Source organism: Endozoicomonas sp. 8E (assembly GCF_032883915.1).
Lineage (GTDB): Bacteria > Pseudomonadota > Gammaproteobacteria > Pseudomonadales > Endozoicomonadaceae > Endozoicomonas_A.
The window spans coordinates 458,594-485,320 of sequence record NZ_CP120717.1; the positions used below are offsets into that span (position 1 = coordinate 458,594).

Below are 26,727 nucleotides of genomic sequence, written 5' to 3' on the forward strand. Positions count from 1 at the left end.
TCCATATACACTCTGATCACCTGAAACCTGATCCTTTGGCTTCAGATGCTTTTTATTTTTATTTGCCATGAAAATGCTGATCTGATTTTACATCCCGGATGTCAGTCTTTTCCGCTCATGGCAGTTTGTTTGTACCCTTCTCAATACTGATTGAGAAGAAGAGCATTGATGACTCAAAATTTTTGAACTTTTTGTGTCCATTCTGAAAGGGTTTTATTCCAGTCAGACTTTCACATCTTTTAACACAATTTGCCGGTAAATAGCCAGACGTTGAGAGGGTTAATAGACTGACAAGCGGGGGAGGGGGGACTAAAGCCAACTCCTTACGAGCCGATGTATTGGGACATCATCGAATTGAACTATTTGGCAGATGGGGGGGTTATGAAATTCAGTCCGATATCGCCTTTAAGGCGAGCGCACATGCTTCGCCTTCCCCGTTTATGCCTGTCGGGCGTGTTTCTGGCTGGTAGTGTTTTATTCAGCAGTGTCTCAATGGCAGAGACCCTGAGTGAGGTGATCAATAAGGCTCTGACCAGCCACCCTCAGACTCAGGCCGGCTTGAGTCGGTACCGGGCTGCCAGTGAAAATATTGATGTGGCTTGGGGAGACTGGTGGCCTTCCGTCGATGTCACAACAGGAATTGGTGGTCAGAAAAAGGATTACCCTGATGATCAGAACAACGGTAACAGTGGCGTCAATTTTACCCGCAAGGAAGCTTCTTTCTCCATCAGCCAGAATCTGTTTTCCGGATTTAATACCAGCAGCAGTGTTGACCAGGCTCGCCATAGTGCTGCTGCCGAATACCTGCGTCTGAGGAATACTCTACAGGATCTGACTCTGGAGATCACCGATGTCTACCTGAAGGTTCTGGAAAGAAGGGATATGGTGCAGCTGGCCGAAGAGAATCTGGAACTCCACAATTCCATTCTCAAGCAGATCGCCCAGCGCAGCCGTCAGGGCGTTGCCAGAAGTTCAGACCTGAACCAGGTCGAAGGACGGGTGGCCAGAGCGACAGTGAATGTGATCAACGCCCGCAATAATCTCATGGATGCCGAGAGCGAGTATTACAGTCTGGTGGGCGCCATGCCAGGAGATCTGAAACAACCAGACACCTATGAGCTGGCTGTTTATGAAAGTTTTGATGAGGCTCTTCAGGCCAGTGTCAAGAGGCATCCGGGCATCCTGGCGGCGGAGAAGGACATCAAGGCCTCCGAGTCAGAGGAATCTGCCACTGACAGTAGCTTTTATCCATCACTGGATATCAATATTGATAAGAGCTGGAAACACAATGCAGATGGTCAGCTGGGCAGCTATGAAGATACAACGGCTGTACTGAAACTCAGTTATAACCTTTTTCGTGGCGGTTCTGACAGGGCCCGCTCCAAAGAAAGCGCCTACAGGACACAAGAGAGCAGGGCCCAACGGGACAGGATGCTGAGGAATGTCGAAGAAACCTTGAGGCTGGCCTGGTCTGCTCATGAGTTTATTGGTGAGCAGATGGAACACCTTCGTCTCCATGAAGCATCCAGCAAAAAAACCGTTAAGGCTTACCAGGAGCAGTTCAATATCGGTAAACGAACTCTTTTGGATCTATTGGACAGCGAAAATGAGCTTTTCCAGTCCAGCCGCAGTCTGACCAGCGCAGTCTATCAGGAAGTTTTTGCACGATTCCGGATTGTTGCCGCTACCGGTGAGCTTCTCGACAATCTGGAGATTATCCTCCCTGCAGACTGGCAAGAGCAGGAGTAATCCTTTCAGTTTGTTGCACCGCAGCAATCCATTGCTCTGGTGCTGATTTGATCTGACCTCTTTAAGTCGTGATTATACCTTTCGAACTTTCTAATTCCCTCTAAAGAGCGTTTCGCAAAACTCTGGTTCCCATGCTCCAGCGTGGGAACGAGTTGACTCCCGTCATTCCCGACTTCATTCTCGTCATTCCCGACTTCATTCTCGTCATTCCCGACTTCATTCTCGTCATTCCCGCGAAGGTGGGAATCCACACTGACTCTCCGCCAAAACCATACTGCCCGGTGCCCCCCTGGCCTTGTCATCCCCGAGAAGGCAGAGACCAACTGTTGGCCCTGGATTCCCGCCTTCGCGGGAATGACGACCTCAGAGCATGGGAACGAGCTGTTGGAGTTTTGCGACAGCCTCAGAGCTTGGGAACGAGTTGTAAGCATGGGAACCAGAGGTTTTGCGACACCCTCTGCAGGGAGTTAGAAAGTTCGATGGGTATTAATACTTTCCCACTCCTGAAATCTTCTACTAGCCTTACTGGGGAGAATAAACAGGTCTGCTCAACTGGTAAAAGTGGTTCCAGAGGATCATTCAATGAAAATACTTGCTGTAACGGCCTGCCCAACCGGTATTGCTCATACCTACATGGCTGCCGAAAAACTCACCGAAGCTGCACTCAATCAGGGACATGACATCAAGGTAGAAACCCAGGGGGCTATGGGCATTGAGAACGAAATCACGCCTCAGGATGTAGAAGAGGCAGACGTTGCACTTCTGGCAGTGGATATTACGGTGGATGGTGAGGATCGTTTCAGGGATCTCAGGATCATCAAGGTGCCTGTATCAGAAGCGATCAGGAACCCGGAAGCGGTGATGGCACAATTGGGTCAGGGGTAAAGCGCGGTCAGTACTCGTCCTCAAGGTCGTCCTGACTGTCCCAATCATAGAAGTTCTTCAGATGCTCATAATTGAGCATCCACTCCCTCTGTCGCGAGTACGCACCAGCAGCAGTGGGGACGGCGGGTGGGATGACTCTACCAATAAATTCCAGGGGTTCTCCCTCTCGATAGATCTGAAAGTCGGTGACTTCCTTCTGGTCTTTGAGGCCTTGTAACCAGTACTGACAGAGTTCAGCCAGGTCGATTGAGATATTATTTGCCTCATCCAGCCGATTTTCTTCGAATATCAACTGTTTGAGCATCTGATAAATCTCAAGATCCTCTACCGCTATCTGTTTATTAAACCGGCTCATTTCAAGCCTCTCAATATCCCGGACTATTGAGGCTGGAAGACTGTTGGAGAGCGCTGTTTCGGACTGTTCGACACCGATATGAAGACGGGGCTGATGGCTGCCAGTGACGTCCATGGCAACTACTTTCGCTACTTCCGGGTGCACATCATCAAAATCAGTCAGCAGCTTCTGACAACGTTTTCTCTCTGTATCACTGCCGTTGCCTTCAAGGAGCTTAGCGGTGTTTGGCGAGGTAGCAGCGAGTCCCACCTGATAGGCATAGATGGCTTCTGTGGGAAACTCCTGGGCTGCAGGATGCTCATACTTTCGCATCAAATTCATGAGTATGGGGAACAACATCGCTTTTCTTGCTGAATGTGCTGAATCCTGGCGGCTGTAGTTTTGTCCTGATAATAAAGCCGGAGTCCCGACAGAAGCTTCTTCCATGAGCGGATTGCTTTGCCTCAACACAACAGCCTTATCTCCTTTTAAGTCAAAATCTCTGGTTTCAGTGCTACCTTGATAAAGTTCTGCCTGATAGTACTTGAGCGTTGCGATCACTGGGTCACTGGTTGGAGTCGCCAGATCCGGCTGCGGGTCTTCTTTCGAAGAGGGAAACTTCAGTTTAGAGGTCAACGGGTCAAACAGAAGTTTCTCACTATTGTCATCTGTCTCCGAAAGATGTTGTGGTACTGCATGAATGCCAGGTCTGTGGCTATCAGGTCTGGAAAACTCTGGTGATTTCTCCAGTAAAGTTGGTTCAATGCGAATACCTCTTCCTTTCAAATTTGGTTGAGGTAAGGGAAGCCCCATGTCCAGCAAAGTTTGCTCGCTGCTTTCCAGTTCCCTTTTTGCTTTGGCGAGGTCCTTTTGCAGAGCGGCTTTTTTTTCTGAGGTGTAATACCGGCTGACTTCCGTAAACGTCTTTGCCAGTGACTCCCTGATTACTCTTGCAGCCTGAGGATCTCCCATGTTCTCGTCGGCAGGGATAATATTGGTCATCTTGCCATTACTGCCAACATGAATGACCAGAAGAGGTGTCTCTTTACTGTCAGGGATACCTGAAGCAATCTGCTGGCTCAAGCTGGCTGCAGACCTGGCCAGCGTTGCGCGGGTTTCAAGAGCTTCTACCTTGAAGCTTTGCTGAATGAAATGCTTTTCGGCTTCTTCCGGGGTTGTCGGAGAAGGAGTGGCAGGCCCGGGCCTGGTGTTGGGAACAGGTGCGGTTTTTGCTGTTTTTCGCTGTCCCAGAGACGTTTGCGGCAGATGATTCTCTCCCCTGGGAAGCACAGGCCTGGTTTCATCGCCTGGCTGACTGCCCGGCTCGTTGGGTGGCTGTGAGCCATGAACGCCAGGCTTATGGGGATGGGAAGGAGGTATGCTCATAGTATGCTTCCGTTGAAAACCGGTCAGAGGCCATATTCGTATTGGACTTCCCTGATCGTATTGTGATCAGGACTGATGTTTTCAAAGTAATCATTAATACCCTCTCGAATGGCATCTGCTACTTCCTCCTCACTGGCTTCAGGGTGACGATAAAGATCGTCAACAAATACGCCGGTGCGAAGAACAGGTAGGGTGGGGTGACCTTCCCGGGCTGCCCAGTGGTTGTATTTGTTCTGTGTAGTAACAAGGTTTTTAGCGGTTAGCCGGACACTTTGGAGAAAATGATCTTTGTTATCAAAATGGTCACTGGAACCGTTCGGAGGCACCACATAAATCATGGCGCGGTTCTTCCTGATACCGACCGGACAGTGCTCATCCTTGAAAACGTTGACAAGGACAGTCCCCTGATTTTCGGTTTCGTCGGTGACGAAACCATACATGGCTGCCAGAGGCGTACCATCAGTGAACTCCTTGCTAGAAAAGACAATTTCCGAGAGTCCTTCGGCCTCTTCAACTTCTGAGTGTCCTTCGTCCTCTTCAATTTCTGGGTGTCCTTCGGCCTCATCAATTTCTGAGTGTCCTTCGTCCTCTTCAATTTCTGGGTGTCCTTCGGCCTCATCAATTTCTGGGTGTCCTTCGGCCTCATCAATTTCTGAGTGTCCTTCGGCCTCATCAATTTCTGAGTGTCCTTCTTCCTCTTCAACCTCCGGTTTTGCCAAAAAATCCTGCTGAGCCTTTCTTATGGCTTCTTGCTGGGCAGAGGTGAAAAATTCTCCAAACCGGGCATTAATTTCGTTGGCTTCTTCTCCAAATAGTAAGTCGATAGGGCCTGCATTCACAGACGCGATATTCCCTGTTTGCCCTTGATCAGACTCAGTCTCCCTCGTCAGGTAGATATCAGAAAATTCACCTCCCGGGTTCATGGGTAGCTGACGTTCTATGGGCCTCACAAAAATGCTATGCGGTTCGAGAGGTCCAGTTGGCCTGATGCTGGTGTCTTCATCAGGGATGTCAAAGGGCATAAACGGCCTGGGAGTGGGAGGGGGCACGTATCTGGAAGCATCTTTTGGAATTAAAAGAAACTGGCCTTCAGCCGATTGTTTGTCGGCGGCTTCGCCAAGGTTAAGTGGTCTTGCCGGAGCCCGGGCGGTGAACTGATTTTCATCAATGACCAGTGTGATTTTTGGGATCGGAGGAGTAGGTACGGTGCCACCGTTCTCTTCGATGTCTCTACTGATATGAATCAGTTTTTCTTCAGTGTTTTCTATCTGTTTTCTGAGTGCAAGTTTCTCTTCGGGACCATTCTTTTGGTCAATCACTGTGAGTTTTTTCTGCAGTGACTCCCTGAGTTTGATGGCTTTTTCCGAGTCGGTTGGCAGCTCAGGGTCTGGTGGTAAAACGGAGGTCATTTTGCCATCTTTTTTTACATAAACAATTTCAAAAGGCAGGTTATCCTGAAACTGTGATGGATCACGAAGGCATTCTTTCAGGTCAGGGATGTAGTTCAGGAAATCATGCTGGGCGTGAAAGCAAAGAACCTGATTGAACTGTTCATGGTATTCATTCTCCAGAGCGTTTAACAGGCTGAGCCGGGGCGTGGCAGATGTCGCTAGCATTTTGCGTCTGCTGATCGGGGTATCAGGTGCTTCGCGGTGACCACCGGGGATTGCATTGGGTTTTGTGTGCGGTGTGATCTCCCCTGTGCCTGACGAGGACGGAGTTTGAGACTCGGGCACAAACGGGATAGATCCCGGACGCTGCGAAGGAGGTATATTTCCGCTACCAGTTGGCATAGCTTATTCCCGAATTAGTTGACCTTAAATGCTTTTCTGTACTCACGAGTGTTTAACTTATTGCTTTGTTATCGGTCGGTAGAAGCAACAAATGAGATAGGGAGATGAAATCGCTATAATGTCGGGTTAAATGACCCCGGCAATGCCCGCAGTCTTCTATATCAGAGACTGGCAGCACAGGCTGGAAAGGCGGTCAGCTATTCCCGATCGGACACCGGGGCTGACTAGCCAGGAGCGAAAGCAACCGATAGAGCCGTTGATGAGTAAACAAGATACAGACTTGAACCAGAAAGAAGCCGTGAGCCAAAAAGACTGTGCTCAGCGCTTTATATTTGAGAATGCCGACCTTCGTGGAGAGATTGTCTCCCTCAGCAGCAGTCTGACAGAGTCTCTGTCAGCTCACGACTACCCGGTAACTGTTAAGGCATTGTTGGGAGAGCTGGCGGCGGCTGCCGTCCTGCTGAGTTCCACCCTCAAGTTTGAAGGTATTCTGAGCCTGCAGGCCAAGGGTGATGGTCCTCTGTCGTTGTTGATGGTTGAGTGTACCGATCAGAAAACCTTTCGTGCTCTGGCGCGCTGGGACGAAGAGAATACCGACAAGCTGACCGCTAAAGGCCTGTCAGGTCTTCTGGGGAATGGCCAGCTGGTAATGACCATTGACCCTCACAAAGGCAATCGTTATCAGGGTATTGTGCCTCTGCATCATGAAACCCTCGCAGAAGGTCTGAATGCTTATTTCAAACAATCCGAACAGCTGCCAACCCGTTTCTGGTTGGCCAGTAATGGTGATCAGGGAGCAGGTATTCTGTTGCAGGCTTTGCCAGCCAGTATTGAGCAGGAAGAAGGTGAGCGTCAGGAATCCTGGAGTCGTATGGTCATGCTGGCGGATACGGCAACTGAAGCAGAAATGCTTGAGCTGGAGCACGAGTCTCTGTTGCTCAGGCTGTTCCATGAAGAAGAAGTGCGGGTTTTCGATCGCGAAGCGGTGACCTTCAGTTGCAACTGTTCACGTCCTCGCAGTGCAAAAATACTGGCCAGTCTGGGCCGGGAAGAAGCTGAGTCCATGGTAGCGGATCTCGGAAAGATCGAGATGGGTTGCCAGTTCTGTAGTCAGACTTATACTTTTACGGTACAGGATGTGGCTGAGATCTTTCGGGGTAATGAGCCCAAGACGCACTGAATGGCCTCGCAGCTTTTGCGAATCCTCACTTCGGCCGGAGAACTTCCGGCCAAATCCTCACTCCCTTGAACTCAGACAATCAATCTTTAACAGAGAAATAGGCCATTTAAGCGTTTATCTGAACCAATATATCCCCTATCATAGGTGCCGCTTCATCGATTATCATAGAATCACAAATGCAAACATAACAACTTTTTTGAAGCTTGGGAGAGCTCTTAATGGCAGAAGTTAGCGCAAATGTTGAGCTGAACAAAGAGGCTCTGGCCAGACTTGGCATCAGAGACGTTGCAGACATTGTTTACAACCCGTCCTACGAGCTTCTATTTGAAGAGGAGACACGTCCTGAGCTGGAAGGTTATGAGAAAGGCGTGGTAACCGAATTGGGGGCTGTCTCTGTGGATACGGGCATATTTACCGGCCGTTCCCCAAAAGATAAGTACATAGTAAAAGATGATACGACCCGCGATACTCTGTGGTGGTCTGACCAGGGTAAAAATGACAACAAGGCGATCACCCAGAGCGTCTGGACTGATCTGAAAGGCCTTGTTACCCAGCAGTTATCCGGCAAGCGTCTGTTCGTGATCGATGGTTTCTGTGGTGCCAACGAAGAAACCCGCCTGAGTGTTCGTTTTATCACTGAAGTAGCCTGGCAGGCACACTTCGTTAAGAACATGTTTATTCGTCCTTCTCAAGGGGAGTTGGAAGGTTTCGAACCTGACTTCGTGGTCATGAATGGTGCCAAATGCACCAATCCAAACTGGCAGGAGCAGGGCCTGAACTCTGAGAACTTCGTAGCCTTTAACCTGACTGAGCGGGTACAGATTATCGGTGGTACCTGGTACGGTGGCGAGATGAAAAAAGGTATGTTCTCCATTATGAACTACCTGCTGCCTCTGAAAGGTATGGCTTCCATGCACTGCTCAGCGAATGTTGGTAAAGACGGCGATGTTGCAATATTCTTCGGCCTGTCCGGTACCGGTAAAACCACCCTGTCTGCTGATCCAAAGCGGGCATTGGTAGGTGATGATGAGCATGGCTGGGATGACGATGGGGTCTTCAATTTTGAAGGCGGTTGCTACGCCAAGACCATCAATCTGAGTAAGGAAAACGAGCCGGACATCTTCAACGCTATTCGTCGTGATGCGCTGCTGGAGAATGTGACGGTCCTTGAAGACGGCAGGATTGATTTTGCCGATGGCTCCAAGACGGAAAACACTCGTGTCTCCTATCCGATTGAGCACATTGAAAACATTGTTAAACCTGTCTCAAAAGCGGGTCATGCGAGCAAAGTGATCTTCCTGACGGCTGATGCGTTCGGTATTCTGCCTCCGGTATCCAGACTGACACCAGAGCAGACCAAGTATCATTTCCTGTCTGGTTTTACAGCCAAGCTGGCCGGTACTGAGCGTGGCATTACTGAGCCAACGCCAACCTTTTCTGCGTGCTTTGGGGCAGCTTTTCTGACCCTGCATCCGACCCGATACGCTCAAGAGCTGGTTAAAAAGATGGAAGCCAATGGTGCAAAGGCCTATCTGGTTAATACCGGCTGGAATGGCACTGGCAAACGTATCTCCATCAAGGCCACCCGTGCCATCATTGATGCCATCATTGATGGCAGCATTGATGAAGCAGAAACAGTGACAGTTCCTTACTTTGGTCTGCAAGTTCCAACCCGGGTTGAAGGTGTGGAAGATGGCATCCTGAATCCTCAGGATACCTATGAGAACAAGGAGGATTGGGATAATAAGGCCCGTGATCTGGCTGATCGCTTTATCACCAACTTCAACAAGTTTACTGATACCGAAGAGGGTAAGGCTCTGATTGCCGCTGGCCCCTCACTGGACTGATGTAAATAAAAACTGTCGTTCAATAGGTGTTGTAAATGCTATTGTCCGGCAGTTTTTTTATGCTCGCATTTTTTCCACACAAAGGAAAACAGCCCGGTGCTATCCGTTATTTTGCCTTCCGGAACCATCAATTGGCTGACTACTGGTGAAAGACACTGATAAGATAATTAACCTTTCTCAAGCTAATGAGTCTGGCGATAAGGCCATAATCAAAAAACAATATTCGCCCCGATCTTGTAATAATTCCATTCATTTACTGGCAATTTGATGATTTAGTGCCATTCTGTTGATCTGCTTTTAGAGCAATCTGTGAGAAGCGAAGTTTTAACATCAGTAGTATGAATACATGCTCTGGATGTAGTTTCTCGATCTCTATTGCATGTTGTTTACACAAGTCAGGCTACAAGTAATGTTTGCATTGCTTAGCGTGTTTTACTGAGCTTGTGAAAGTTTAATATGGTCATTAACTGATAGAGTTTTGTTTTATGTTAAAAAAAAGAACTTTGTCTAACGTCATCCATTTTCTTGTATTGCTTCTTGTTTTTTTAATATCGGCAGCAGGCCACTGTGATGAGACTTATCACATATTTTCCCAGCCTTATGCGCCCCCGTTGATTAATGAGCTGAGGCCACTCCCACCCAATGTTTTGAGCATGATGCTTAATTTTCATGGAATACAGGGCAAGAGTGTACTACCGGTGGATTTATCTGGCTATGAGCCTTCCATAAGCTATGAAAAGTTCATGCGTTGGGTAGATACTTTTTTCTTATCCGGCCGCTTTAAGGATTATTCCTGGAAAGTCAGGTCAGTGTCTGATGGGGCTGGCACATCAAAAGATTCATCAGAGACTCCACCCGGTAATAATAATGAGGTTGAAAATACTGGTCATTCAGACACTCAGCAGTCAGCAGCAGATGCAGGCACTCAGCAGTCAGCAGCGGATTCAGACACTCAGCAGGTAGCAGCAGATTCAGACACTCAACAGCCAATGACGGAAAGTGAATCTATTGTAGACGAAGCTCCTGTTGGTAAGAAAAAACATGTAAGTAAGCGACGTAACAAAAAAGCGGCCAAAAATTCAGCTAACACTCTCGAGGAAGAGTTGAGGCTACAGGCACTCAAAGTTGAAGCAGCTTCTCTAGGAATTACATGGGAAGAAGTTACTACAGATCATATGCCTGAAAGTTGTCCTTTGATCATCTGGATGATAATGCATGAAGTTGATGATGCACTAAGGTCTATCGCAGGCTCTGATGAAGTCAACGAGGACTTCTCCGAAGCGTTGGAAAAATTCGACCCGGCATTAGAGCTGGTATTGAGAGCAATGTTGGAGGTAACGGAAGGCAGCAGAATAGCAAAACTCGCCAAGCTCTGGATCAAGCATGGGCTCATAATAAACAACAATCATTTGGATGTTGAAAGTTGGCTGCTCAAGGAAAAAGATTTGTCTTATTTTAACTTTGAAATTGAGGATACACCTCTGTTTTACGAAAATCGTTTAAGACCATGGGGAAAGAGTTACATGATTCACAACGGGGTAACATCTAAACAATTGTATGCCAATAAGTTGAACAAAAAAGATTTCCGTTCGCAGGTATTATGGAACCTTCTTTTTCACTTTAGTGAATTAGAAGAATACATAGAGAATAAATCCCTTGCTGAATTTAAAGTGTTCGAGAACACTATCCTGTCTGTTTTAGATGATTTATTCCGTGAGACCAGCAATATGAAGCACGATGAATTGGCCCTGATGGTAATGTGGCTCGACATGGAAATTGACAGATGCAATATCGATTTTAATTGGAGGGATAAACTCCGGGAACTCAGGATAGACAGAAGTAATGCTGTCGGCTTGATGCGCCGACAAAAAACTTCATTATCCAGCCATGCTGCCAAAAGGCGCAAATCAGAGGATGAAGATAAAGATAAAGGAGAGGTAAAGCGCAAGCGTTCCAAAGACACTGATGAAAACTCTGTTTCAACCAAGTCAGGGCGTAAAGTCGTTGTTCCAGTGCGATTCAAAGAATAGTTTTGCACAGAAGTCAGGGCTGCCTCTTTCACAAATAGACGAAGAAGGATTAAGATAACGCTGGTCGTTTTATCACTAACTTCAGCAAGTGTATTGATACCAATGAAGGCAAGGCCCCCTCCGCTGCAAGCCTGCCACTGGACTGATGTAAAAAACTGTCGTTCAATAGATGCCTTGGTGAGCAGTTGTCCGGCAGTTTTTTGCGAGGAGCTTTTCCACAGCAGGGAAGATCCACAGAAAGGAAGACAACTCGCTGCCATCCGTTATAATTCGCCTTTTCGATAAATTCAAAGCTAACATTGAGTGGGTTCTATGGAGATCATCTTTCAGCGTATTGCTGAAGAGCTGAACGTTCGTCCGGCGCAGGTCACCAGTGCTGTTGCGCTGCTGGATGATGGCGCTACAGTCCCTTTTATTGCCCGTTACCGTAAAGAGGCTACTGGTGCTCTTGATGATACCCAACTGCGTACGCTGGAAGAGCGTCTAAGGTATCTTCGTGAGCTGGAGGAGCGTCGTGAAACGGTTCTGAACAGTATTCGGGATCAGGAGAAACTGACGCCTGGACTGGAAAAGGATATTCGTGCTGCGGACACTAAAACCCGCCTTGAAGATCTTTATCTTCCTTACAAGCCGAAGCGCCGTACTAAAGGTCAGATCGCCATTGAAGTCGGTCTGGAACCACTGGCTGATCGACTGTTCAACGAGCCGGATACCGATCCGGAAGCAGTCGCAGCTGATTTCGTTGATGCCGATAAAGGCGTTGCTGACAGCAAGGCGGCACTGGAAGGTGCTCGCTACATTCTGATGGAAAGGTTCAGTGAAGACGCCGAGCTGCTCGGTAAGCTCAGGGATATGCTATGGATTCAGGGCATTCTTTCCAGCCGCTGTGTTGAGGGTAAGGAAGAAGAGGGGGCGAAATTCCGGGATTACTTTGAGCATGATGAGCCGATCAAACAGGTTCCTTCTCATCGCGCCCTGGCTATTTTTCGTGGCCGTAATGAAGGTGTGCTCCAGTCTAACATTCGTCTCGAGAATGAACCTGAGTCGCGCCTGGAAACACATCCCTGCGAAAAAATCATTGCTGATCACTGGGATATTTCAGATCAGGGCAGAGCGGCTGACAAGTGGCTTAAGGATGTCGTACGCTGGACCTGGAGAGTAAAGCTCCTGACTCAGCTTGAAACCGACTTGATGACCCGTGTCCGTGAAAGTGCAGAGGAAGAAGCGATCAAGGTGTTTGCCAAAAACCTGAAAGATCTGCTTCTGGCAGCCCCTGCAGGCCTGCGCCCAACTCTGGGTCTTGATCCGGGTCTGCGAACGGGTGTCAAAGTGGCTGTCGTGGACGCTACGGGCAAACTGGTAGAACACACCACCATCTTCCCTCACGCTCCTCAGCGTCAGTGGAAAGAAGCTCTGGGTACTCTGGCAACGCTCTGTCTGACACATGGTGTTGAGCTGGTCAGTATTGGCAACGGTACGGCATCCCGTGAAACGGATCGTCTCGTTGCTGAGCTGATGAGAGCTTACCCAAAACTGGGTCTGACTAAAATTGTCGTCAGTGAAGCCGGGGCGTCGGTTTATTCTGCTTCTGAACTGGCAGCCCGTGAATTTCCTGACCTGGATGTTTCTATACGTGGTGCAGTATCCATTGCCCGACGTCTGCAAGACCCACTGGCTGAGCTGGTCAAGATTGAACCTAAAGCGATTGGTGTGGGCCAGTATCAGCACGATGTCAGTCAGACTCAGCTGTCACGCTCTCTGGAAGCAGTCGTTGAAGACTGTGTGAACGCTGTCGGCGTTGATGTAAACACAGCTTCCAGTGCTTTGCTGACCCGTGTGTCCGGTTTGAACAGAACACTGGCAGATAACATCGTTGCTTTCCGTGACCAGAACGGTGTGTTTTCCGATCGTGAGGCGCTCAAGAAAGTAGGTCGTTTTGGTCCCAAAGCCTTTGAACAGGCAGCCGGTTTCCTGCGCGTCATGAAGGGTGAAAACCCACTGGATGCTTCTGCGGTTCACCCTGAGTCTTATCCGGTTGTGGAGAAGATCGCCCGTCAGTCCGAGCGTGCAGTGCATGGCCTGATTGGTGACTCCCTGTTCCTGAGGTCTCTGGATCCCAAAACATTTACGGATGAAAGCTTTGGTTTGCCCACCGTGACCGACATTATTTCTGAACTGGATAAGCCTGGACGTGACCCCCGTCCAGAATTCAAAGCGCCAGAATTCCAGGAAGGTGTTGAAAAAATCAGTGACCTGAAACTAAACATGGAGCTGGAAGGCGTTGTCACCAATGTAACCAACTTTGGTGCCTTTGTTGATGTCGGTGTTCATCAGGACGGTCTGGTTCATATTTCTGCGTTGTCCAATAACTTTGTAAAAGATCCCGCTGAAGTGGTTAAGGCCGGTGATATCGTCAAGGTGAAAGTCATGGAGGTAGACGTCCAGCGCAAGCGAATTGGACTCTCTATGCGCATGAATGACAAGGCGGAAGAAGTGGCTCAGGCAAGGCAGCAGCCTCGTGGTGAGCGCTCCGGTGGCACAAAACCTCAGAATCGTGGTGGTAAAAGAAACAACCATCAGGGTAAAAAAGAGCAGTCCGCCGGGTCTTTTGCTGACCTGTTTGCCAATGCTAAAAAACTTAGAAAGTAAACAGGTCAGGGAGCAGTCTCCAGGAGGCTGCTCACGATCTGGAAGGTTTCGCGGTCATTCGATGGGTGCAAGGCCGATTCTAACGTTATATAGTCCGCCCTGAGAAATGATTACCGCCTTCTGCACTGCTCGCAGGCTCCTGGGAGGCTGACTGGGAATAGCGCCCGTCTAGGCGACCCTTAGCGAGGACGGCACAGTGTTGATCTCGAAAAAACGCATCTGGATTGGAATTGTATTTTGACTAGCCAGTATGAGTGTCGTCTGCAACTACTACAGCAGTCGTCCAACCAAAACCTGCTCAGTGGTATACAACACGGAATCGAACGTGAAGGGTTGCGGGTATCGGCTGATGCACGTTTGTCGCAGTTTTCTCATCCGCAAGTGCTGGGTAAGTCCCTGACGCACCCTTATATTACGACTGACTACTCTGAAGCTTTGCTGGAGTTCATCACTCCGGTCTACTGCAAGGTGGAAGATGTTATGAAGTTTCTGGAAGAACTCCATAGCTACACCTGCAAAAACCTTGATGGTGAATTGCTCTGGGCGGGCAGTATGCCAGCTTTGCTGGAAGGTGAGCAGAGTATTCCTATTGCCCGTTATGGTGACTCCAATTCGGGCAAAATGAAGACGGTCTACCGTGAAGGGCTGGCGCATCGATATGGCAAGGCGATGCAGACTATTGCCGGCATTCACTATAATTTTTCGCTGCCAGAGTCATTCTGGCAGTTGTTGTCTGATGCCAAATCTTCAGATCGTTCGCTGGAAGATTTCCAATCAGAATCCTATTTGGCAATGATCAGAAACTTTCGTCGTTATTCCTGGCTGCTGATGTATCTTTTCGGCGCTTCCCCCGCAGTCAGCAGGAGTTTCTTTACTCAGGAAAAACCCTTCGAGTCACTGACACAGCTGGATGAAGACACCTTGTATTTGCCCTGGGCAACTTCTTTGAGAATGAGTGATCTTGGCTATACCAATAATGCCCAGTCATCCTTGAGTATTTGTTACAACACTCTGGGAGAGTATGTTTCCAGTCTTGCTAAAGCCATTAAAACGCCTTATCAGCCTTATGAAGAAATCGGACTCAAAAATGGCGATCGTTACTTACAGCTGAATACCAACCTGCTCCAGATTGAGAACGAATATTACAGCAACATTCGACCCAAGCGAATTGCCAAACGGGGTGAGAAGCCTCTAACCGCATTGTCGAACTATGGTGTTGAATACATTGAAGTGCGCTGCATGGACATCAATCCCATGGAGCCACTGGGCTTGTCTTCGGTTGATGCTGCATTTCTGGATGTGTTCCTGGTGTTTGCTGCATTGATGGACAGTCCTGCAATTGATCATGCAGAGTGTCAGAGAGTGACCGGGAACTTTGCCCTAACGGTTTCAGAAGGAAGACGTCCCGGATTGAAGTTAAATGATGAGCAGGGTCCGGTCCCTCTGACTGACTGGGGATTGCGTTTAATCGACAAGATGGTGCCCGTTGCCCAGATACTGGATAAGGCAAATGAGTCTCATCTCTTCTCGGAATCCCTGGCTCAACAGAGAGCGAAGCTGCAGGATTCTGAGAACACACCTTCAGCCAGAATCCTGCAGGCACTGAAAAACAGCGGAGACAGTTATATTGATTGGATGCTCAAGCAGTCTGAAGTGCACTCCCGCTATTTCAGTCAGCAAAATATTCAGCCTGAAAGGTTGGAGTATTTTGGGCGTATAGCCGCAGAATCAAGAGAAAATCAGGAACGATTGAAAGCTTCTGATACGACACATTTTGATGAGTTTCTGAAACGTTATTTTGAATCTGAATGATTCGTGATTTTTTGAAAAACCGGATCTGGTGAGTAAGCAAATGACCACCAGATCCTGTCATATTCTCTCACAAATGGGGCTTTTTTCTGACCAGAACAACCTTTCTTACCGGGGTGAAAGTTGTTCTCTACTGTTTGCCCCCGTTTTGTTTTTCTGTGAAAAAGATTTTCACCCGTGAGGGAGGAAAAAAATTGTTTCAGTTGCTCATGGCTGATTTACGCGATCGATCAAGCCCTGTTTTTGAATCGGCCTGGAACTCATCGCACGGGAGTGAGAATCTTATTTTTTGACTGCTTTAATAAATAATTTTTTTGAATCAAAGCAGACTCTCTTATCTTTTATAGAATTAAAAAACGCTAAAAACCCTGAAAAAAACGACTTTTAGTGCGATCGTCTAAATATAATCAAGATCGAAATTGACTGTAAATTGAAATTACCTCTTGCCGCAAAAAATCCACTGTCATAACCTAGCAACTGAGTCGCCGTTTCCAAGGGGCGAGAAAGTGATCCCGTTTCAAGTAGATGAGATCCAAACGAAGAGGAATAGTCATGCTGGAGGGGTGCAAAACGGCCAGAGAACGTTGGGGTGGCGTATCAGAAATCATTGACCGCTGGCTAAACGAGCGGCAGGCGCTGATCGTTCTCTATTGCTCAATCAATGGAGTGAATCAATTTCACGATGATAAAAGGCCTGTTGCAAACAAATTGAAAGAAATGTGCCAGATTCTGGTTGATTATGTTTCAGCGGGTCATTTCGAAGTTTACGAACAACTGATTCAGGAAGGTATCGATTTTAATGATGGGGGATTGGAAATGGCACAGTCCATTTTGCCGAAACTGGAAAAAAATACGCAGGTTTGTCTGGATTTTAATGATGGTTGTGAGTCCCTCAGCAGTGTCATTATGCTGCAGACCCGCCTGTCTGAACTGGGTGAAGCTTTAGAAGAACGGTTTTCTCTGGAAGACCAGATGATTGAAGTGCTTCACGAGTCCCACAGAGAATTGCTTGCCTCGCAGTAATACCGCTGGCAGATAGTCCGAATATCTGCCAGTAGTATTAAGGAAACTTGCTCAGCCTGTGGCGGGCTGTTTACTTCTTTTTCTCTTCTTTTTCCTGTGAGTCTTTTTTCACACTCAGCAGCTCGACTTTAAAAATCAGCACCTCGCTAGGCCCAATTCTTCCAGGAATACCTCCGGGACCATAAGCAAGCTCCGAAGGAATATAAAGCTCCCAAACGGAACCTTCTTGCATCTGTTTCAGACCTTCAGTCCAGCCTTTGATGACCTGATTCAGTTTGAACGTTGCCGGTTGGTTTCTGCTGTAAGAACTATCAAAGACTTTGCCATCCAGAAGGCGTCCTTCGTAATGGACAGTCACTTCACTGTTTTCTGCTGGTTTGATGCCTTGACCGCTCTTAATCACTTTGTACTGAAGGCCACTTGCCAGTGTTTTGATACCTGACTTTTTCGCGTTATCTTTCAGGAAAGACAGACCCCTTTCAAGGTTCTTTTTTGTCTCCTCTGCCAGTTGAGCCTGACGCTTTTTCTCCTGATCCTTACGAGCTTTTTCGATCAGCCTGAACATTTCCTGCTTGTCAAAAGCCAGTGGTTTGTTCTCCAGAGTATCCTCCACTCCCTGAGACAATGCGTCGGAGTTAATGCCCTCAAACTGCTTGAGTTGCTCGGCTAAAATTGCACCCAGACTGTAGCTGAGTTTGTCTGCTTCTGTTTTCAGAGCAGCAACTGATTGCAGGGAACAGGACACCAGGGCGATGCCAGCAAGCACTTTTAGTCTCATGAAGTTTCTCTATTTATTTTGAAAGTGCAGCTCTTCCTGACTTTGCAGTTATTGTTTTCATGTTCCGGCCAAGCTGCACTTCCGGCTCATGGCTATTTGTATTGGTTCGACTCACGAAGGGTCAAATTTTTCTTGGTACAAGAGTTTCTCTATCTTTGTGCAAACATAGAGAGATAGCAAGTGTTCTGGAACGTTACTTTTACAAAAAGGCCTTAAATTTAAGGGTTAAATGACTTTCGCCGATGATAAAATGAAAGACGACAAGTTTTTTTTTGAAGGAAAAAAAACATTTTATATAAAAAAATGTATAAAAAAATTTGCAGTCGTGTGATAAGCACTCTATTTTCTAATTAAAACTGGATATAAATTATTCAGCTTTTATATAGAAGTACTTCTAAAGGCAATGACGAGGGATGACCAAATGCCTGTAGCTAAAAGGAAACCAGCCGCTAAAAAGGCTGTTAAAAAACCAGCAGCTAAAAAGACAGTGGCAAAGAAGCCGGTTGCTAAGAAACCAGCAGCTAAAAAACCGGTCGCTAAAAAAACTGCAGTGAAAAAAACTACTCGCAAGGTAGATCCGGTTAAGAAGCTTGAAAAAGAAGTTGAAGCACTCAAGAAGAAATTGGATAAGGCCAAGGAGTCTTTGAAGAAAGCAAAGACAAAAGCCAAAGCTGATGCCAAGAAAAAAGCCCCTGCAAAGAAGGCTGCTGCTAAAAAGAAAGTGGTAGCGAAAAAAACCTCTGCCAAGAAAAAGGCCCCTGCCAAGAAAAAAGCACCAGCTGGTAAAGCAGTTGCCAAAAAAACGGTTGCTAAGAAAAAGGCACCGGCTCGCAAAGCAGCAGCCAAGAAGGCGGTAGTTAAGAAAAAAGCCCCAGCTCGCAAGGCCGCTGCTAAAGCTCCAGCCAAGAAAAAAGCCAAGAGCTAATCGCTATGCAGTATATGCAGGAGAGGGAAGCCTCTCCTGCAATAATTCTAAATATCTCTCTCCCTCTCGCCATCTATCAGCGAGTACTTCTTTGTGGCAATGATTCCGTTGCCACTTTTTTGGAAGTAGCCTGGCCCGAATTTTGACCTCGAATCGCCTGATCACTCTGCATGATATTAACGTCTCGTTGTATATAGATCCCTGTATCCGCAGCGGGTTGATATTCCCGTAGGAATGCCAGTGAAACAGTGTATAAGTACTCAACCATACGAAATCATATTTTCTGACTTATTGTTCAGGCACTCGCGGCAACTGCTCCTGCGTTGCTCTAGCAGCCTGTCGGACTTAAGACTGTCCTACACGGCAACTGCTCCTGCGTTGCTCTAGCTCCTGCATCCATGCAGTCGTGCTGCGTTGCAACTCTGGTCACATAGCTTGCTATGTTCCCGTCGTTGCGCCTTGCAGAGCACCTGCCCAATAAGCCAGAAATATTCGATTCCGTATGGCTGAGTACTTATAATGCGCGCCATGATTAATTTGAACTCAGTCAGTTTATTGCGCTCTGGCAAGGTTTTGCTGGAAGAAACCAGCGCAATAATTCATCACGGCCAGCATGTTGGACTGGTAGGAGCCAATGGGTGTGGCAAGTCGAGTCTGCTGTCCCTGATTATGGGAAACCTGCAACCGGACAAGGGCGATGTCAGTATCGACTCCGGTCGCGGGATTGCTCACATGGCTCAGGAGGTTCTGGCTCTGGACCAGAAGGCCGTCGATTATGTGTTGGACGGTGATGAGACACTCAGGAAAATAGAAAAAGCTATTGAGCGTGCCGAACGAGACGAAGAGCACAGCAAGCTTGCTGAACTTCACGAAAAACTGCTCCAGGCGGATGGCTATACAGCGCGTTCTCGTGCTGAACAATTGCTCCATGGTCTTGGATTTTCCCATGAACAAATTGAGCGCAGTGTAAAAGATTTCTCTGGTGGTTGGAGAATGAGATTGAATCTGGCTCGTACCCTGATGTCTCCTTCAGATTTACTGTTCCTTGATGAGCCAACCAATCACCTTGACCTGGATGCCATCGTCTGGCTGGAAAGTTTCCTTAAACGTTATCACGGCACACTGATTATTATCTCCCACGACCGTGATTTTCTGGACGCAGTGATTGATATCACCCTTCATATCGAGCATCAGAAACTGAATACTTATCGTGGCAATTATTCTGCTTTTGAACGCATGCGTTCTGAACGTCTTCAGCAGCAGCAGGCTGCCTTTGAAAAGCAACAAAAGCAGCGCGCTCACATGGAGAAGTTCGTTGAGCGGTTTCGTGCCAAAGCGACCAAGGCCAAACAGGCACAGAGTCGCTTGAAAGCACTGGCCAGACTGGAAGAAATAGCACCGGCTCATGTCGATTCACCTTTCAGCTTCAGCTTTCCTGATCCTGAAAAAATATCTTCACCGCTGTTGACCCTGGAGAAAGCCGAACTCGGTTATCAGGGCAGCACACTTATCAAGCTGAAAATGAATATCCTGCCTGGCAGTCGCATCGGTTTGCTGGGGGCTAATGGTGCGGGTAAATCAACCTTGATCAGGACACTGGCAAGAGAGCTACCCCTGGTAGCTGGTCAGAGGCATGATGGAGAACACCTGAGAGTGGGATACTTCGCCCAGCATCAATTGGAAAAGCTGGATGCCGATGCCAGCCCATTGCTTCATTTACAACGAATGTCGCCTGAAGCGCGGGAACAAGAGCTGAGAAACTTTCTGGGTGGTTTTGGTTTTCATGGTGATAAGGCCCTGGAAACGATTGAAGGCTTTTCTGGCGGTGAACAGGCGAGGCTGGCACTGGCAATCGTAGCCTGGCAAAAGCCTAACCTGTTATTGCTTGATGAACCGACCAACCATCTTGATCTAGAGATGCGTCATGCCCTGACTATGGCTCTGCAGACATTCGAAGGAGCCGTGATATTGGTGTCGCACGATCGTAATCTCCTGCGCAGTACTACAGATGATCTTTTTCTGGTTCATGATGGCCGGGTTGAAGATTTTGAAGGTGATCTGGAAGATTACAGCCTCTGGTTGACTCAGCAGCGCCATGAAGATAAATCAGAAGCACTTTCTGAAACGGTTCAATCGGCGCACTCTGCACAGGTCCGCAAAGAGCAAAAGCGTCTTGAGGCAGAGCGTCGCAAACAACTCAGGCCGATGAAAAAGAAAGTGGACTCTCTGGAGCAAAAACTGGAGAAGCAACAATCTTTGCTGGCGGATTTGGAGTCTGAACTGGCCAGTCCAGCACTCTATGAAAGTTCAGAAAAAGAGCGTTTGAAATCTTTGTTGGATCAGCAGGCTCAATACAAAAAAACGATTGCACAAATCGAAGAAGATTGGATGGAAACGCTGGAGCAACTGGAAGCAATGGAAAGAGAGTAGGCATCTTTTGCCGTCTGATAAATATCAGGCGGCAAAATCAGGGAATATCGTATAGAAGAGTATGAGTTGTCAGAGATCGATCATAATCTTTCTGGCAGCCTCTTTTGCCTGGCGCAATAAAGGGCAGGAACTCCATTCCAGAAAAACGGGTCATGAATCTGAAGTATGACCTTATTATGCTTGCTCGTATGCCACTTCTTCAGCCTCGTCGGATACACTGTCCAGTTTGCCTAGCAAACTACCCACCCTTTCGCTCCAAGAGCTCAGTTCCTGTTTTAGATGAGTGTTTTCATCTTCCAGACGGGTATTGGTTGAACGCAATTCCTCAAGCTCCATTCGAGTGAGCTCAAGTTTGTCGATCAGGTTCTGAAGTTTGTTTTCAAGTTGGCCTAAGGATTCAATGGACATAATTGTTACTTTTTCACCAGGAAATAGTTCGGACGAAATCAGCTTGTCTGTAACCGACGGCCGCCAGCCTGTTCTGTAAGCAGCAGTCCGGCAGGCTCCTGTGCAAATTAAGGGCGGCTTTTGCACTGGCTCTACGATAGCACATACTTCAGGCTAAGTTCAGATAAGTTACTTATATGCAGGCTATACTTGCGAAGTAATTACAAAAGAATGCGGGTGATAGGTGAATGTTTGTGACACTGTTCTGAATCGAATCTATCGCTTCTGAAATGCTTTAAAAAACGACGATCATTTTATAATGCCCGGGCAGTCTGCTACCGACATACCAATCGTCTTTTCAAGTTCTTTTTCAAAGAGGCTTTTGCGACAGCCACTAAAGTCGGGGCAGCAGGAACATATTCGCGGTAATTGAGACCTTTGGCGTGGTCCACCGGAGTTTTAATGACGCCAGTTAGAAATTTTGATGCTTTTCAGAGTTGCACGGGACAGCCAGATGGTCCTGTGCGATGAGGTGAGATGCCTCAAGGAGTTTTGCATGAGCGAAACTGCACTACCTGACGCAACCATTGTCTCTGTTCTCAATGTCGAGGATGAGGCCATGAGGGCCTTTTACATCTCCCTGACCTGTAATCAGAGTGTTGACGAATACATTCATGATCAGCATCTTTACTTTTCTTCACGTCAGGTAGAAGGTGTTTTTCTGAGTCATCTGCTGGCCTTGACGGAATTGGCCCTGGATCGCTGTTTTCTGCTCACTCGATGACGGCAATGAGTGTTGTCGGGCTGAACTGACTCTTGTGATACCCGGCTTGCGTACTGACAACTACCCACCAAATAGATACACTTCCCAGCTACGAATGTAAATGCAGGTCGTGCTTCCGGGCTGACTGGGGTCAGTCTGATGTTCATGCATATCTGTGGACAATTTGCGCAAAGCACCATGAGCAAAAGAACCGTTTTTCACCACTTGACGTGTTGGAAAGTGTTTCACGGTAACAAGTGATAGATAAGTAACTATGCCAGAAACTATTCCCCCTGACTCGGTGGGCCTGGTCGAACCCGAAACGGTCCATTTTGATCAGCCCCTTCAGTTAAGTTGTGGCCAGACCCTGAACGAATATGACCTGGTAATTGAAACCTACGGTGAGCTGAACACCGAAAAGAGTAATGGTGTTTTGATCTGCCATGCGCTCAGTGGCCATCATCATGCAGCCGGTTACCACACCATGGAAGATCGCAAGCCTGGCTGGTGGGATAACTTTGTTGGTCCGGGTAAGCCTCTGGATACCCGGCATTTCTTTGTTGTCAGTCTCAACAATCTCGGGGGCTGTCATGGCAGCACCGGCCCAACCAGTATCAACCCGCAAACCGGCAAACTTTATGGCTCTGATTTTCCCATAGTCACCGTAGAAGATTGGGTCGAGAGTCAGGCCAGACTGGCAGATCATCTGGGTATTCGACAATGGGCTGCCATTGTCGGTGGTAGCCTTGGTGGCATGCAGACGCTTTACTGGTCTATGGCTTATCCTGAACGACTGCGTCATGCTGTTGTTATTGCCTCTGCACCGAAACTGTCGGCACAGAATATTGCCTTCAATGAAGTGGCTCGACAGGCCATTCGCTCCGATGAAAACTTTCGGGATGGCCAATATCTTGAAGAAGGAACCCTGCCCAAGAACGGTCTGGGACTAGCCAGAATGGTAGGCCACATTACCTACCTGTCGGATGACGCCATGGGACAGAAGTTTGGGCGTGAACTGAAGAATGAAGAGTACAGTTTCGACTATGGTGTTCAGTTCCAGGTAGAGAGTTATCTTCGCTATCAGGGGGAAAATTTCTCTGGCAGCTTTGATGCCAACACCTATCTGTTGATGACCCGGGCCCTGGATTATTTTGATCCGGCCCGGAAGTTTAATGATGATCTTGCTCAGGCTTTGTCTCCGGCTAAAGCACGCTTTTTGCTGGTTTCATTCACTACCGACTGGCGTTTCTCCCCGGAGCGTTCCAGAGAGATCACCGATGCACTTCTCAAGGCGGGCAAGCAGGTCTCTTACCTGGAAGTGGATGCACCCCAGGGCCATGACGCTTTCCTGATGAACATTCCCCGGTATGTGAACGCCGTTTCAGGCTATATGAAACGAGTCGCTGACGAATGCAGGGAGACTGCCGTATGAGTACCCGTGTTGATTTTGCCATCATCAGTGACTGGATTGACCAGGGCAGTCGAATTCTTGATCTGGCCTGTGGTGAGGGCACTCTGCTGGCGGATCTGGGGAGAAACAAACAGATCAGGGGTTATGGGCTGGAGATTAATCCACAGAATATCCAGAACTGTATTCAAAACGGCGTCAATGTTCTTGAGCAAAACATTGACCAGGGTTTGGGCAATTTTGGCGATCAAAGCTTTGATACCGTGGTGATGACTCAAGCTCTGCAGGCTTTGCAATTTCCTCATCTGGCACTGGATGAAATGCTGAGAGTAGGTCGGGAATGCATTGTCACCTTCCCGAACTTTGGTCACTGGCGTTGCCGTTGGCATCTGGCTACCAAGGGTAGAATGCCGGTATCCAAATTTATGCCTTATACCTGGTATGACACGCCTAATATACACTTTTGCACGTTTAAGGATTTTGAAGATCTTTGTCGTCAGAAAAAGCTGAAGATCATCAATCGTATGGTAACCGATAGCGCCAACAGGGGAGGCTGGAGAACCCGCCTGCTGCCCAATCTGATGGGAGAAGTGGCTATCTATCATTTGACTCGAGGAGAGTGAAGTCATGGCTTGTGTAAGGCTGCTTAGTTTACTGTTGGCGCTTGCCGTTTATTCAGGAGCCCATGCTGCCGCAGTGCCTGAAGCCCGTGTTATGAATGACAAACCGGCCCGGTTTGGCGATTATGAAGTCTATTACAGTGCCTTCCCCAGCACCTTTATTCAGCCCGGCATAGCCAAGACGTATGATCTGGAGCGCGGGCCCAAAAATGGCCTGGTCAATATGGTTGTCAGAAACGTCAGGGACAGTGAAGAAGGCAAGGCGGTAAAAGCCTCTTTTGATGGTAATGCCGCCAACCTTCTGGGTCAGCAGTCGACTCTGAAATTCAAGGAAATAAAAGAAGGTGATGCCATCTATTACCTGGCAGGTTTCCGGTTCAGTAATGAAGAAATGCTAAAATTCACCATCAAAGTACACCCTGAAGGCTCCAGTCAGAGTCATATCATTCAGTTCAGCCAGAAATTTTTCGAGGGCGGCCAGTGAGTTCGATGCTAAAAAAAGAGCCAAAAAAAGTGGTATTGGCCAGTGGTAACCAGGGCAAGCTGAGGGAGCTCCAGCAGATGCTGTTGGGGCTCGACTTTGAAGTGTTGGCTCAAAGTGAGTTCGGTATAGGTTCTGTTGAGGAAACGGGGCTGACCTTTATAGAAAACGCCTTGATCAAGGCCAGAAATGCAGCAAAAATCTCAGGTCTTGCAGCTATTGCTGATGATTCCGGAATTGAAGTGGATGCCCTGAATGGCCAGCCAGGCATTTACTCGGCACGATTTGCCGGTGAAGATGCCACCGACAAAGCCAACAATCAGAAGCTTTTGCAGAGCCTGGACGGATTACCCAAAGAGCAGAGAACCGCTCGTTTTCACAGCGTACTGGTCTATATGCGTCATGCTCAAGACCCAACCCCTGTGATCTGTCACGGCAGCTGGGAAGGCTACATTCTGGAGGCGCCCGCAGGCAATCAGGGTTTTGGTTATGATCCGCTTTTTTATGTACCTGATCACAACTGCGCAGCGGCTGAACTCAGTCGGGAACAGAAAAACAGTATCAGCCATCGGGCCAAAGCCATGGCGCAGCTTCTGGCGCAGTTAAAAGAACGCTCCTGATAGACGACTTTTTTTCTTTATGCGGCCGGTGATGTCATCTGGCTGCTTTAATCACCTGACCTGATTCTCGATATGCTCGAACTCCCTCCATTGAGCCTTTATGTACACATTCCCTGGTGTGTCAAAAAATGCCCCTATTGCGACTTCAACTCCCATGCACTCAGTGATGGTATTCCTGAAGAAGCTTATGTCGATGCCTTGCTGGAAGACTTTGACAGCGAAGTGAGTTCTCTCCAGGGGCGAGCCCTTCATACGATTTTCTTTGGTGGCGGTACCCCCAGTTTGATGTCTGCCAAAGGCTTTGATCGTTTTCTCTCTGAGCTGGAAAAACGAATCCGTTTCTCGCCGGATATTGAAATTACCATGGAAGCCAACCCCGGCACCTATGAGCATGATCGGTTCAAAGATTATCGAAAAGCCGGTATCAACCGATTGTCATTGGGGGTTCAGAGTTTTCAGGATGAAAAGCTCAAGGCGCTGGGCCGTATTCACAGCTCGGAAGAAGCACTCAGAGCGATCGAGTCCCTCAGGGGGATGGGCTTTGATAACTTCAATATTGATCTGATGCACGGACTGCCCGGGCAAAGCATTCAGGATGGCCTGTCAGATCTGAAAAAAGCGATTGCACTGGAACCGACTCATATTTCCTGGTACCAGCTCACCATTGAACCCAATACGGTTTTCTATTCAAAAACGCCGATCTTGCCAGAGGACGATACCCTCTGGTCCATCCAGGAAGAAGGGTGGGATTTACTGGCAGAGGCGGGCTATCAGCAGTATGAGATTTCAGCCTATAGCCGACCCGGTAGGCAGGCAAAACATAATCTGAACTATTGGCAGTTTGGTGATTATATCGGTATTGGTGCAGGGGCTCATGGCAAGATCACCGAACGGGAGACGGGCAGGATTTATCGAAACTGGAAAACCAGAATGCCTTCCGATTATCTGGCAATGGATAAACCCTTTGAATCGGGCAGCAGGATATTGACTGGGGATGATCTGCCGATTGAGTTTATGATGAATGTTCTGCGTCTTAACCGGGGGGTTGATCACTCATTGTTTCAGCAGAGAACCGGAATGGCACTCTCTGACATAGACGCTCAATGTCAGCTGGCGATTGAAAAAGGGTTACTGGAGCAGGATCGACTACAGCCAACAAAGCAGGGGCGACTCTTTCTGAATGATCTGTTGGCTTTGTTTACGAATGGGTGATTTTCTCGCTCAGGTAGCGACTGGGCGCCATTTTTTGGAATCTGTTGCGAATTGTTTACGCACTCAAAACGGAGGGTGAACTATGGAATGGATAACAGACGGCATTATTTTTCTGTCAAAGTTAGCTCGTGAGCATCTTGATGTCATCGCTATGGCCCTGACAGCGGTAGCCGTGGCATTTGTGGGGCGTTTTATTGCCTCATGGAGCAGTGGCTGGATGAACCGGCTGCATGCTGCAGTGAGAATCCCTGCAAGAGCTGTTTTGAATCTTGCCCTGTTCGGCGCCATCTTCTATTTTGTGCCTCAGTGGCTCGGCAATTTACTGGGCTACTTCAATCATTACACTCTCGCTCCGGTGTTGCTGGTAATCGCAGTCTGTGTCGGGATATTGTCGGAGAAGCTGGGGCATTGAGAAGAG

Annotated in this window: 22 protein-coding genes; 18 read left to right on the forward strand and 4 right to left on the reverse strand. The window is 48.0% G+C overall.

What is annotated here, in order from left to right:
- Nucleotides 1-420: 420 nt before the first annotated feature.
- The 3 genes from P6910_RS01780 to P6910_RS01790 all read left to right on the forward strand — a co-directional run bounded on the left by P6910_RS01780 (nt 421) and on the right by P6910_RS01790 (nt 2,634).
- Entirely contained in the window at nt 421-1,749 is a 1,329-nt protein-coding gene (locus P6910_RS01780) for a TolC family outer membrane protein (RefSeq protein WP_317144576.1), read from the forward strand.
- A 131-nt stretch (nt 1,750-1,880) separates the two neighbouring features.
- Entirely contained in the window at nt 1,881-2,429 is a 549-nt protein-coding gene (locus tag P6910_RS01785) for a hypothetical protein (protein WP_317144577.1), read from the forward strand.
- Nucleotides 2,383-2,634, forward strand: coding sequence for a PTS fructose transporter subunit IIB (locus tag P6910_RS01790; RefSeq protein WP_410493870.1), 252 nt, complete (start codon nt 2,383-2,385; stop codon nt 2,632-2,634). Before P6910_RS01785 ends, P6910_RS01790 begins: the two co-directional genes overlap by 47 nt.
- A 7-nt stretch (nt 2,635-2,641) precedes the next feature.
- Here P6910_RS01790 and P6910_RS01795 read toward each other — a convergent pair whose 3' ends face one another.
- The gene (locus tag P6910_RS01795; protein ID WP_317144579.1) at nt 2,642-4,354 is read right to left on the reverse strand and encodes a hypothetical protein; all 1,713 of its coding nucleotides are present in this window, start codon (nt 4,352-4,354) and stop codon (nt 2,642-2,644) included.
- A 23-nt stretch (nt 4,355-4,377) separates the two neighbouring features.
- A complete protein-coding gene (locus P6910_RS01800; protein ID WP_317144580.1) occupies nt 4,378-5,970 on the reverse strand; it encodes a hypothetical protein in 1,593 nt (530 codons plus the stop codon).
- A 436-nt stretch (nt 5,971-6,406) separates the two neighbouring features.
- On the opposite strand from P6910_RS01800, the gene hslO reads away from it, so the two are divergent.
- From hslO to rsd, 6 genes are all read left to right on the forward strand, one after another.
- Nucleotides 6,407-7,327 (forward strand): Hsp33 family molecular chaperone HslO, encoded by a 921-nt coding sequence (gene hslO / locus P6910_RS01805; RefSeq protein WP_317144581.1) that lies wholly within the window; start codon nt 6,407-6,409, stop codon nt 7,325-7,327.
- Between the two features lie 218 nt (nt 7,328-7,545).
- Nucleotides 7,546-9,174 (forward strand): phosphoenolpyruvate carboxykinase (ATP), encoded by a 1,629-nt coding sequence (gene pckA / locus P6910_RS01810; RefSeq protein WP_317144582.1) that lies wholly within the window; start codon nt 7,546-7,548, stop codon nt 9,172-9,174.
- A gap of 485 nt (nt 9,175-9,659) precedes the next feature.
- A complete protein-coding gene (locus tag P6910_RS01815; RefSeq protein WP_317144583.1) occupies nt 9,660-11,204 on the forward strand; it encodes a hypothetical protein in 1,545 nt (514 codons plus the stop codon).
- Nucleotides 11,205-11,516: 312 nt separating this feature from the next.
- Nucleotides 11,517-13,853, forward strand: a complete 2,337-nt coding sequence (locus tag P6910_RS01820) for a Tex family protein (RefSeq protein WP_317144584.1) — start codon at nt 11,517-11,519, stop codon at nt 13,851-13,853.
- A 237-nt stretch (nt 13,854-14,090) separates the two neighbouring features.
- Nucleotides 14,091-15,665, forward strand: a complete 1,575-nt coding sequence (gene gshA, locus P6910_RS01825) for a glutamate--cysteine ligase (RefSeq protein ID WP_317144585.1) — start codon at nt 14,091-14,093, stop codon at nt 15,663-15,665.
- A 549-nt stretch (nt 15,666-16,214) separates the two neighbouring features.
- On the forward strand, nt 16,215-16,685 hold the full coding sequence (gene rsd / locus P6910_RS01830; RefSeq protein ID WP_317144586.1) for a sigma D regulator: 471 nt from the start codon (nt 16,215-16,217) through the stop codon (nt 16,683-16,685).
- Between the two features lie 70 nt (nt 16,686-16,755).
- Here the strand turns inward: rsd and P6910_RS01835 are convergent, their stop codons facing one another.
- On the reverse strand, nt 16,756-17,463 hold the full coding sequence (locus P6910_RS01835; RefSeq protein ID WP_317144587.1) for an FKBP-type peptidyl-prolyl cis-trans isomerase: 708 nt from the start codon (nt 17,461-17,463) through the stop codon (nt 16,756-16,758).
- A 421-nt stretch (nt 17,464-17,884) separates the two neighbouring features.
- On the opposite strand from P6910_RS01835, the gene P6910_RS01840 reads away from it, so the two are divergent.
- Together P6910_RS01840 and P6910_RS01845 are read left to right on the forward strand one after the other, a co-directional pair.
- On the forward strand, nt 17,885-18,388 hold the full coding sequence (locus P6910_RS01840; protein WP_317144588.1) for a hypothetical protein: 504 nt from the start codon (nt 17,885-17,887) through the stop codon (nt 18,386-18,388).
- 519 nt (nt 18,389-18,907) lie between these two features.
- Entirely contained in the window at nt 18,908-20,818 is a 1,911-nt protein-coding gene (locus tag P6910_RS01845) for an ATP-binding cassette domain-containing protein (protein WP_317144589.1), read from the forward strand.
- A 174-nt stretch (nt 20,819-20,992) separates the two neighbouring features.
- Here the strand turns inward: P6910_RS01845 and P6910_RS01850 are convergent, their stop codons facing one another.
- Entirely contained in the window at nt 20,993-21,226 is a 234-nt protein-coding gene (locus P6910_RS01850; protein ID WP_317144590.1) for a cell division protein ZapB, read from the reverse strand.
- A gap of 535 nt (nt 21,227-21,761) precedes the next feature.
- Here P6910_RS01850 and P6910_RS01855 point away from each other — a divergent pair.
- The 7 genes from P6910_RS01855 to P6910_RS01885 all read left to right on the forward strand — a co-directional run bounded on the left by P6910_RS01855 (nt 21,762) and on the right by P6910_RS01885 (nt 26,721).
- Nucleotides 21,762-21,989: a hypothetical protein gene (locus P6910_RS01855; RefSeq protein WP_317144591.1), complete on the forward strand. Its 228-nt coding sequence runs from the start codon at nt 21,762-21,764 to the stop codon at nt 21,987-21,989.
- Nucleotides 21,990-22,242: 253 nt separating this feature from the next.
- Complete coding sequence (locus tag P6910_RS01860; protein WP_317144592.1) at nt 22,243-23,400, forward strand: homoserine O-succinyltransferase MetX; 1,158 nt, start codon at nt 22,243-22,245, stop codon at nt 23,398-23,400.
- Nucleotides 23,397-23,999 carry a methionine biosynthesis protein MetW gene (metW, locus tag P6910_RS01865; protein WP_317144593.1) on the forward strand — a complete coding sequence of 201 codons (603 nt, stop codon included), beginning with the start codon at nt 23,397-23,399 and terminating at the stop codon, nt 23,997-23,999. The genes P6910_RS01860 and metW overlap by 4 nt, the downstream gene beginning before the upstream one ends.
- Before the next feature lie 4 nt (nt 24,000-24,003).
- Nucleotides 24,004-24,480 (forward strand): DUF4426 domain-containing protein, encoded by a 477-nt coding sequence (locus P6910_RS01870; RefSeq protein ID WP_317144594.1) that lies wholly within the window; start codon nt 24,004-24,006, stop codon nt 24,478-24,480.
- A 5-nt stretch (nt 24,481-24,485) separates the two neighbouring features.
- Nucleotides 24,486-25,097 (forward strand): XTP/dITP diphosphatase, encoded by a 612-nt coding sequence (locus P6910_RS01875; protein ID WP_317144595.1) that lies wholly within the window; start codon nt 24,486-24,488, stop codon nt 25,095-25,097.
- Between the two features lie 72 nt (nt 25,098-25,169).
- Nucleotides 25,170-26,309 carry a radical SAM family heme chaperone HemW gene (hemW, locus tag P6910_RS01880; RefSeq protein ID WP_317144596.1) on the forward strand — a complete coding sequence of 380 codons (1,140 nt, stop codon included), beginning with the start codon at nt 25,170-25,172 and terminating at the stop codon, nt 26,307-26,309.
- 82 nt (nt 26,310-26,391) lie between these two features.
- Entirely contained in the window at nt 26,392-26,721 is a 330-nt protein-coding gene (locus P6910_RS01885) for a DUF3392 family protein (protein WP_317144597.1), read from the forward strand.
- Nucleotides 26,722-26,727 lie beyond the last annotated feature (6 nt).

Bases quoted from the DNA above. Each gene is read 5' to 3' on its own strand.
- P6910_RS01780 (WP_317144576.1), top strand. From the start codon at position 421: ATGCTTCGCCTTCCCCGTTTATGCCTGTCGGGCGTGTTTCTGGCTGGT.
- P6910_RS01785 (WP_317144577.1), top strand. From the start codon at position 1,881: ATGCTCCAGCGTGGGAACGAGTTGACTCCCGTCATTCCCGACTTCATT.
- P6910_RS01790 (WP_410493870.1), top strand. From the start codon at position 2,383: ATGGCTGCCGAAAAACTCACCGAAGCTGCACTCAATCAGGGACATGAC.
- P6910_RS01795 (WP_317144579.1), bottom strand. From the start codon at position 4,354: ATGAGCATACCTCCTTCCCATCCCCATAAGCCTGGCGTTCATGGCTCA.
- P6910_RS01800 (WP_317144580.1), bottom strand. From the start codon at position 5,970: ATGCTAGCGACATCTGCCACGCCCCGGCTCAGCCTGTTAAACGCTCTG.
- hslO (WP_317144581.1), top strand. From the start codon at position 6,407: ATGAGTAAACAAGATACAGACTTGAACCAGAAAGAAGCCGTGAGCCAA.
- pckA (WP_317144582.1), top strand. From the start codon at position 7,546: ATGGCAGAAGTTAGCGCAAATGTTGAGCTGAACAAAGAGGCTCTGGCC.
- P6910_RS01815 (WP_317144583.1), top strand. From the start codon at position 9,660: ATGTTAAAAAAAAGAACTTTGTCTAACGTCATCCATTTTCTTGTATTG.
- P6910_RS01820 (WP_317144584.1), top strand. From the start codon at position 11,517: ATGGAGATCATCTTTCAGCGTATTGCTGAAGAGCTGAACGTTCGTCCG.
- rsd (WP_317144586.1), top strand. From the start codon at position 16,215: ATGCTGGAGGGGTGCAAAACGGCCAGAGAACGTTGGGGTGGCGTATCA.
- P6910_RS01835 (WP_317144587.1), bottom strand. From the start codon at position 17,463: ATGAGACTAAAAGTGCTTGCTGGCATCGCCCTGGTGTCCTGTTCCCTG.
- P6910_RS01840 (WP_317144588.1), top strand. From the start codon at position 17,885: ATGCCTGTAGCTAAAAGGAAACCAGCCGCTAAAAAGGCTGTTAAAAAA.
- P6910_RS01845 (WP_317144589.1), top strand. From the start codon at position 18,908: ATGCGCGCCATGATTAATTTGAACTCAGTCAGTTTATTGCGCTCTGGC.
- P6910_RS01850 (WP_317144590.1), bottom strand. From the start codon at position 21,226: ATGTCCATTGAATCCTTAGGCCAACTTGAAAACAAACTTCAGAACCTG.
- P6910_RS01855 (WP_317144591.1), top strand. From the start codon at position 21,762: ATGAGCGAAACTGCACTACCTGACGCAACCATTGTCTCTGTTCTCAAT.
- P6910_RS01860 (WP_317144592.1), top strand. From the start codon at position 22,243: ATGCCAGAAACTATTCCCCCTGACTCGGTGGGCCTGGTCGAACCCGAA.
- metW (WP_317144593.1), top strand. From the start codon at position 23,397: ATGAGTACCCGTGTTGATTTTGCCATCATCAGTGACTGGATTGACCAG.
- P6910_RS01870 (WP_317144594.1), top strand. From the start codon at position 24,004: ATGGCTTGTGTAAGGCTGCTTAGTTTACTGTTGGCGCTTGCCGTTTAT.
- P6910_RS01875 (WP_317144595.1), top strand. From the start codon at position 24,486: ATGCTAAAAAAAGAGCCAAAAAAAGTGGTATTGGCCAGTGGTAACCAG.
- hemW (WP_317144596.1), top strand. From the start codon at position 25,170: ATGCTCGAACTCCCTCCATTGAGCCTTTATGTACACATTCCCTGGTGT.
- P6910_RS01885 (WP_317144597.1), top strand. From the start codon at position 26,392: ATGGAATGGATAACAGACGGCATTATTTTTCTGTCAAAGTTAGCTCGT.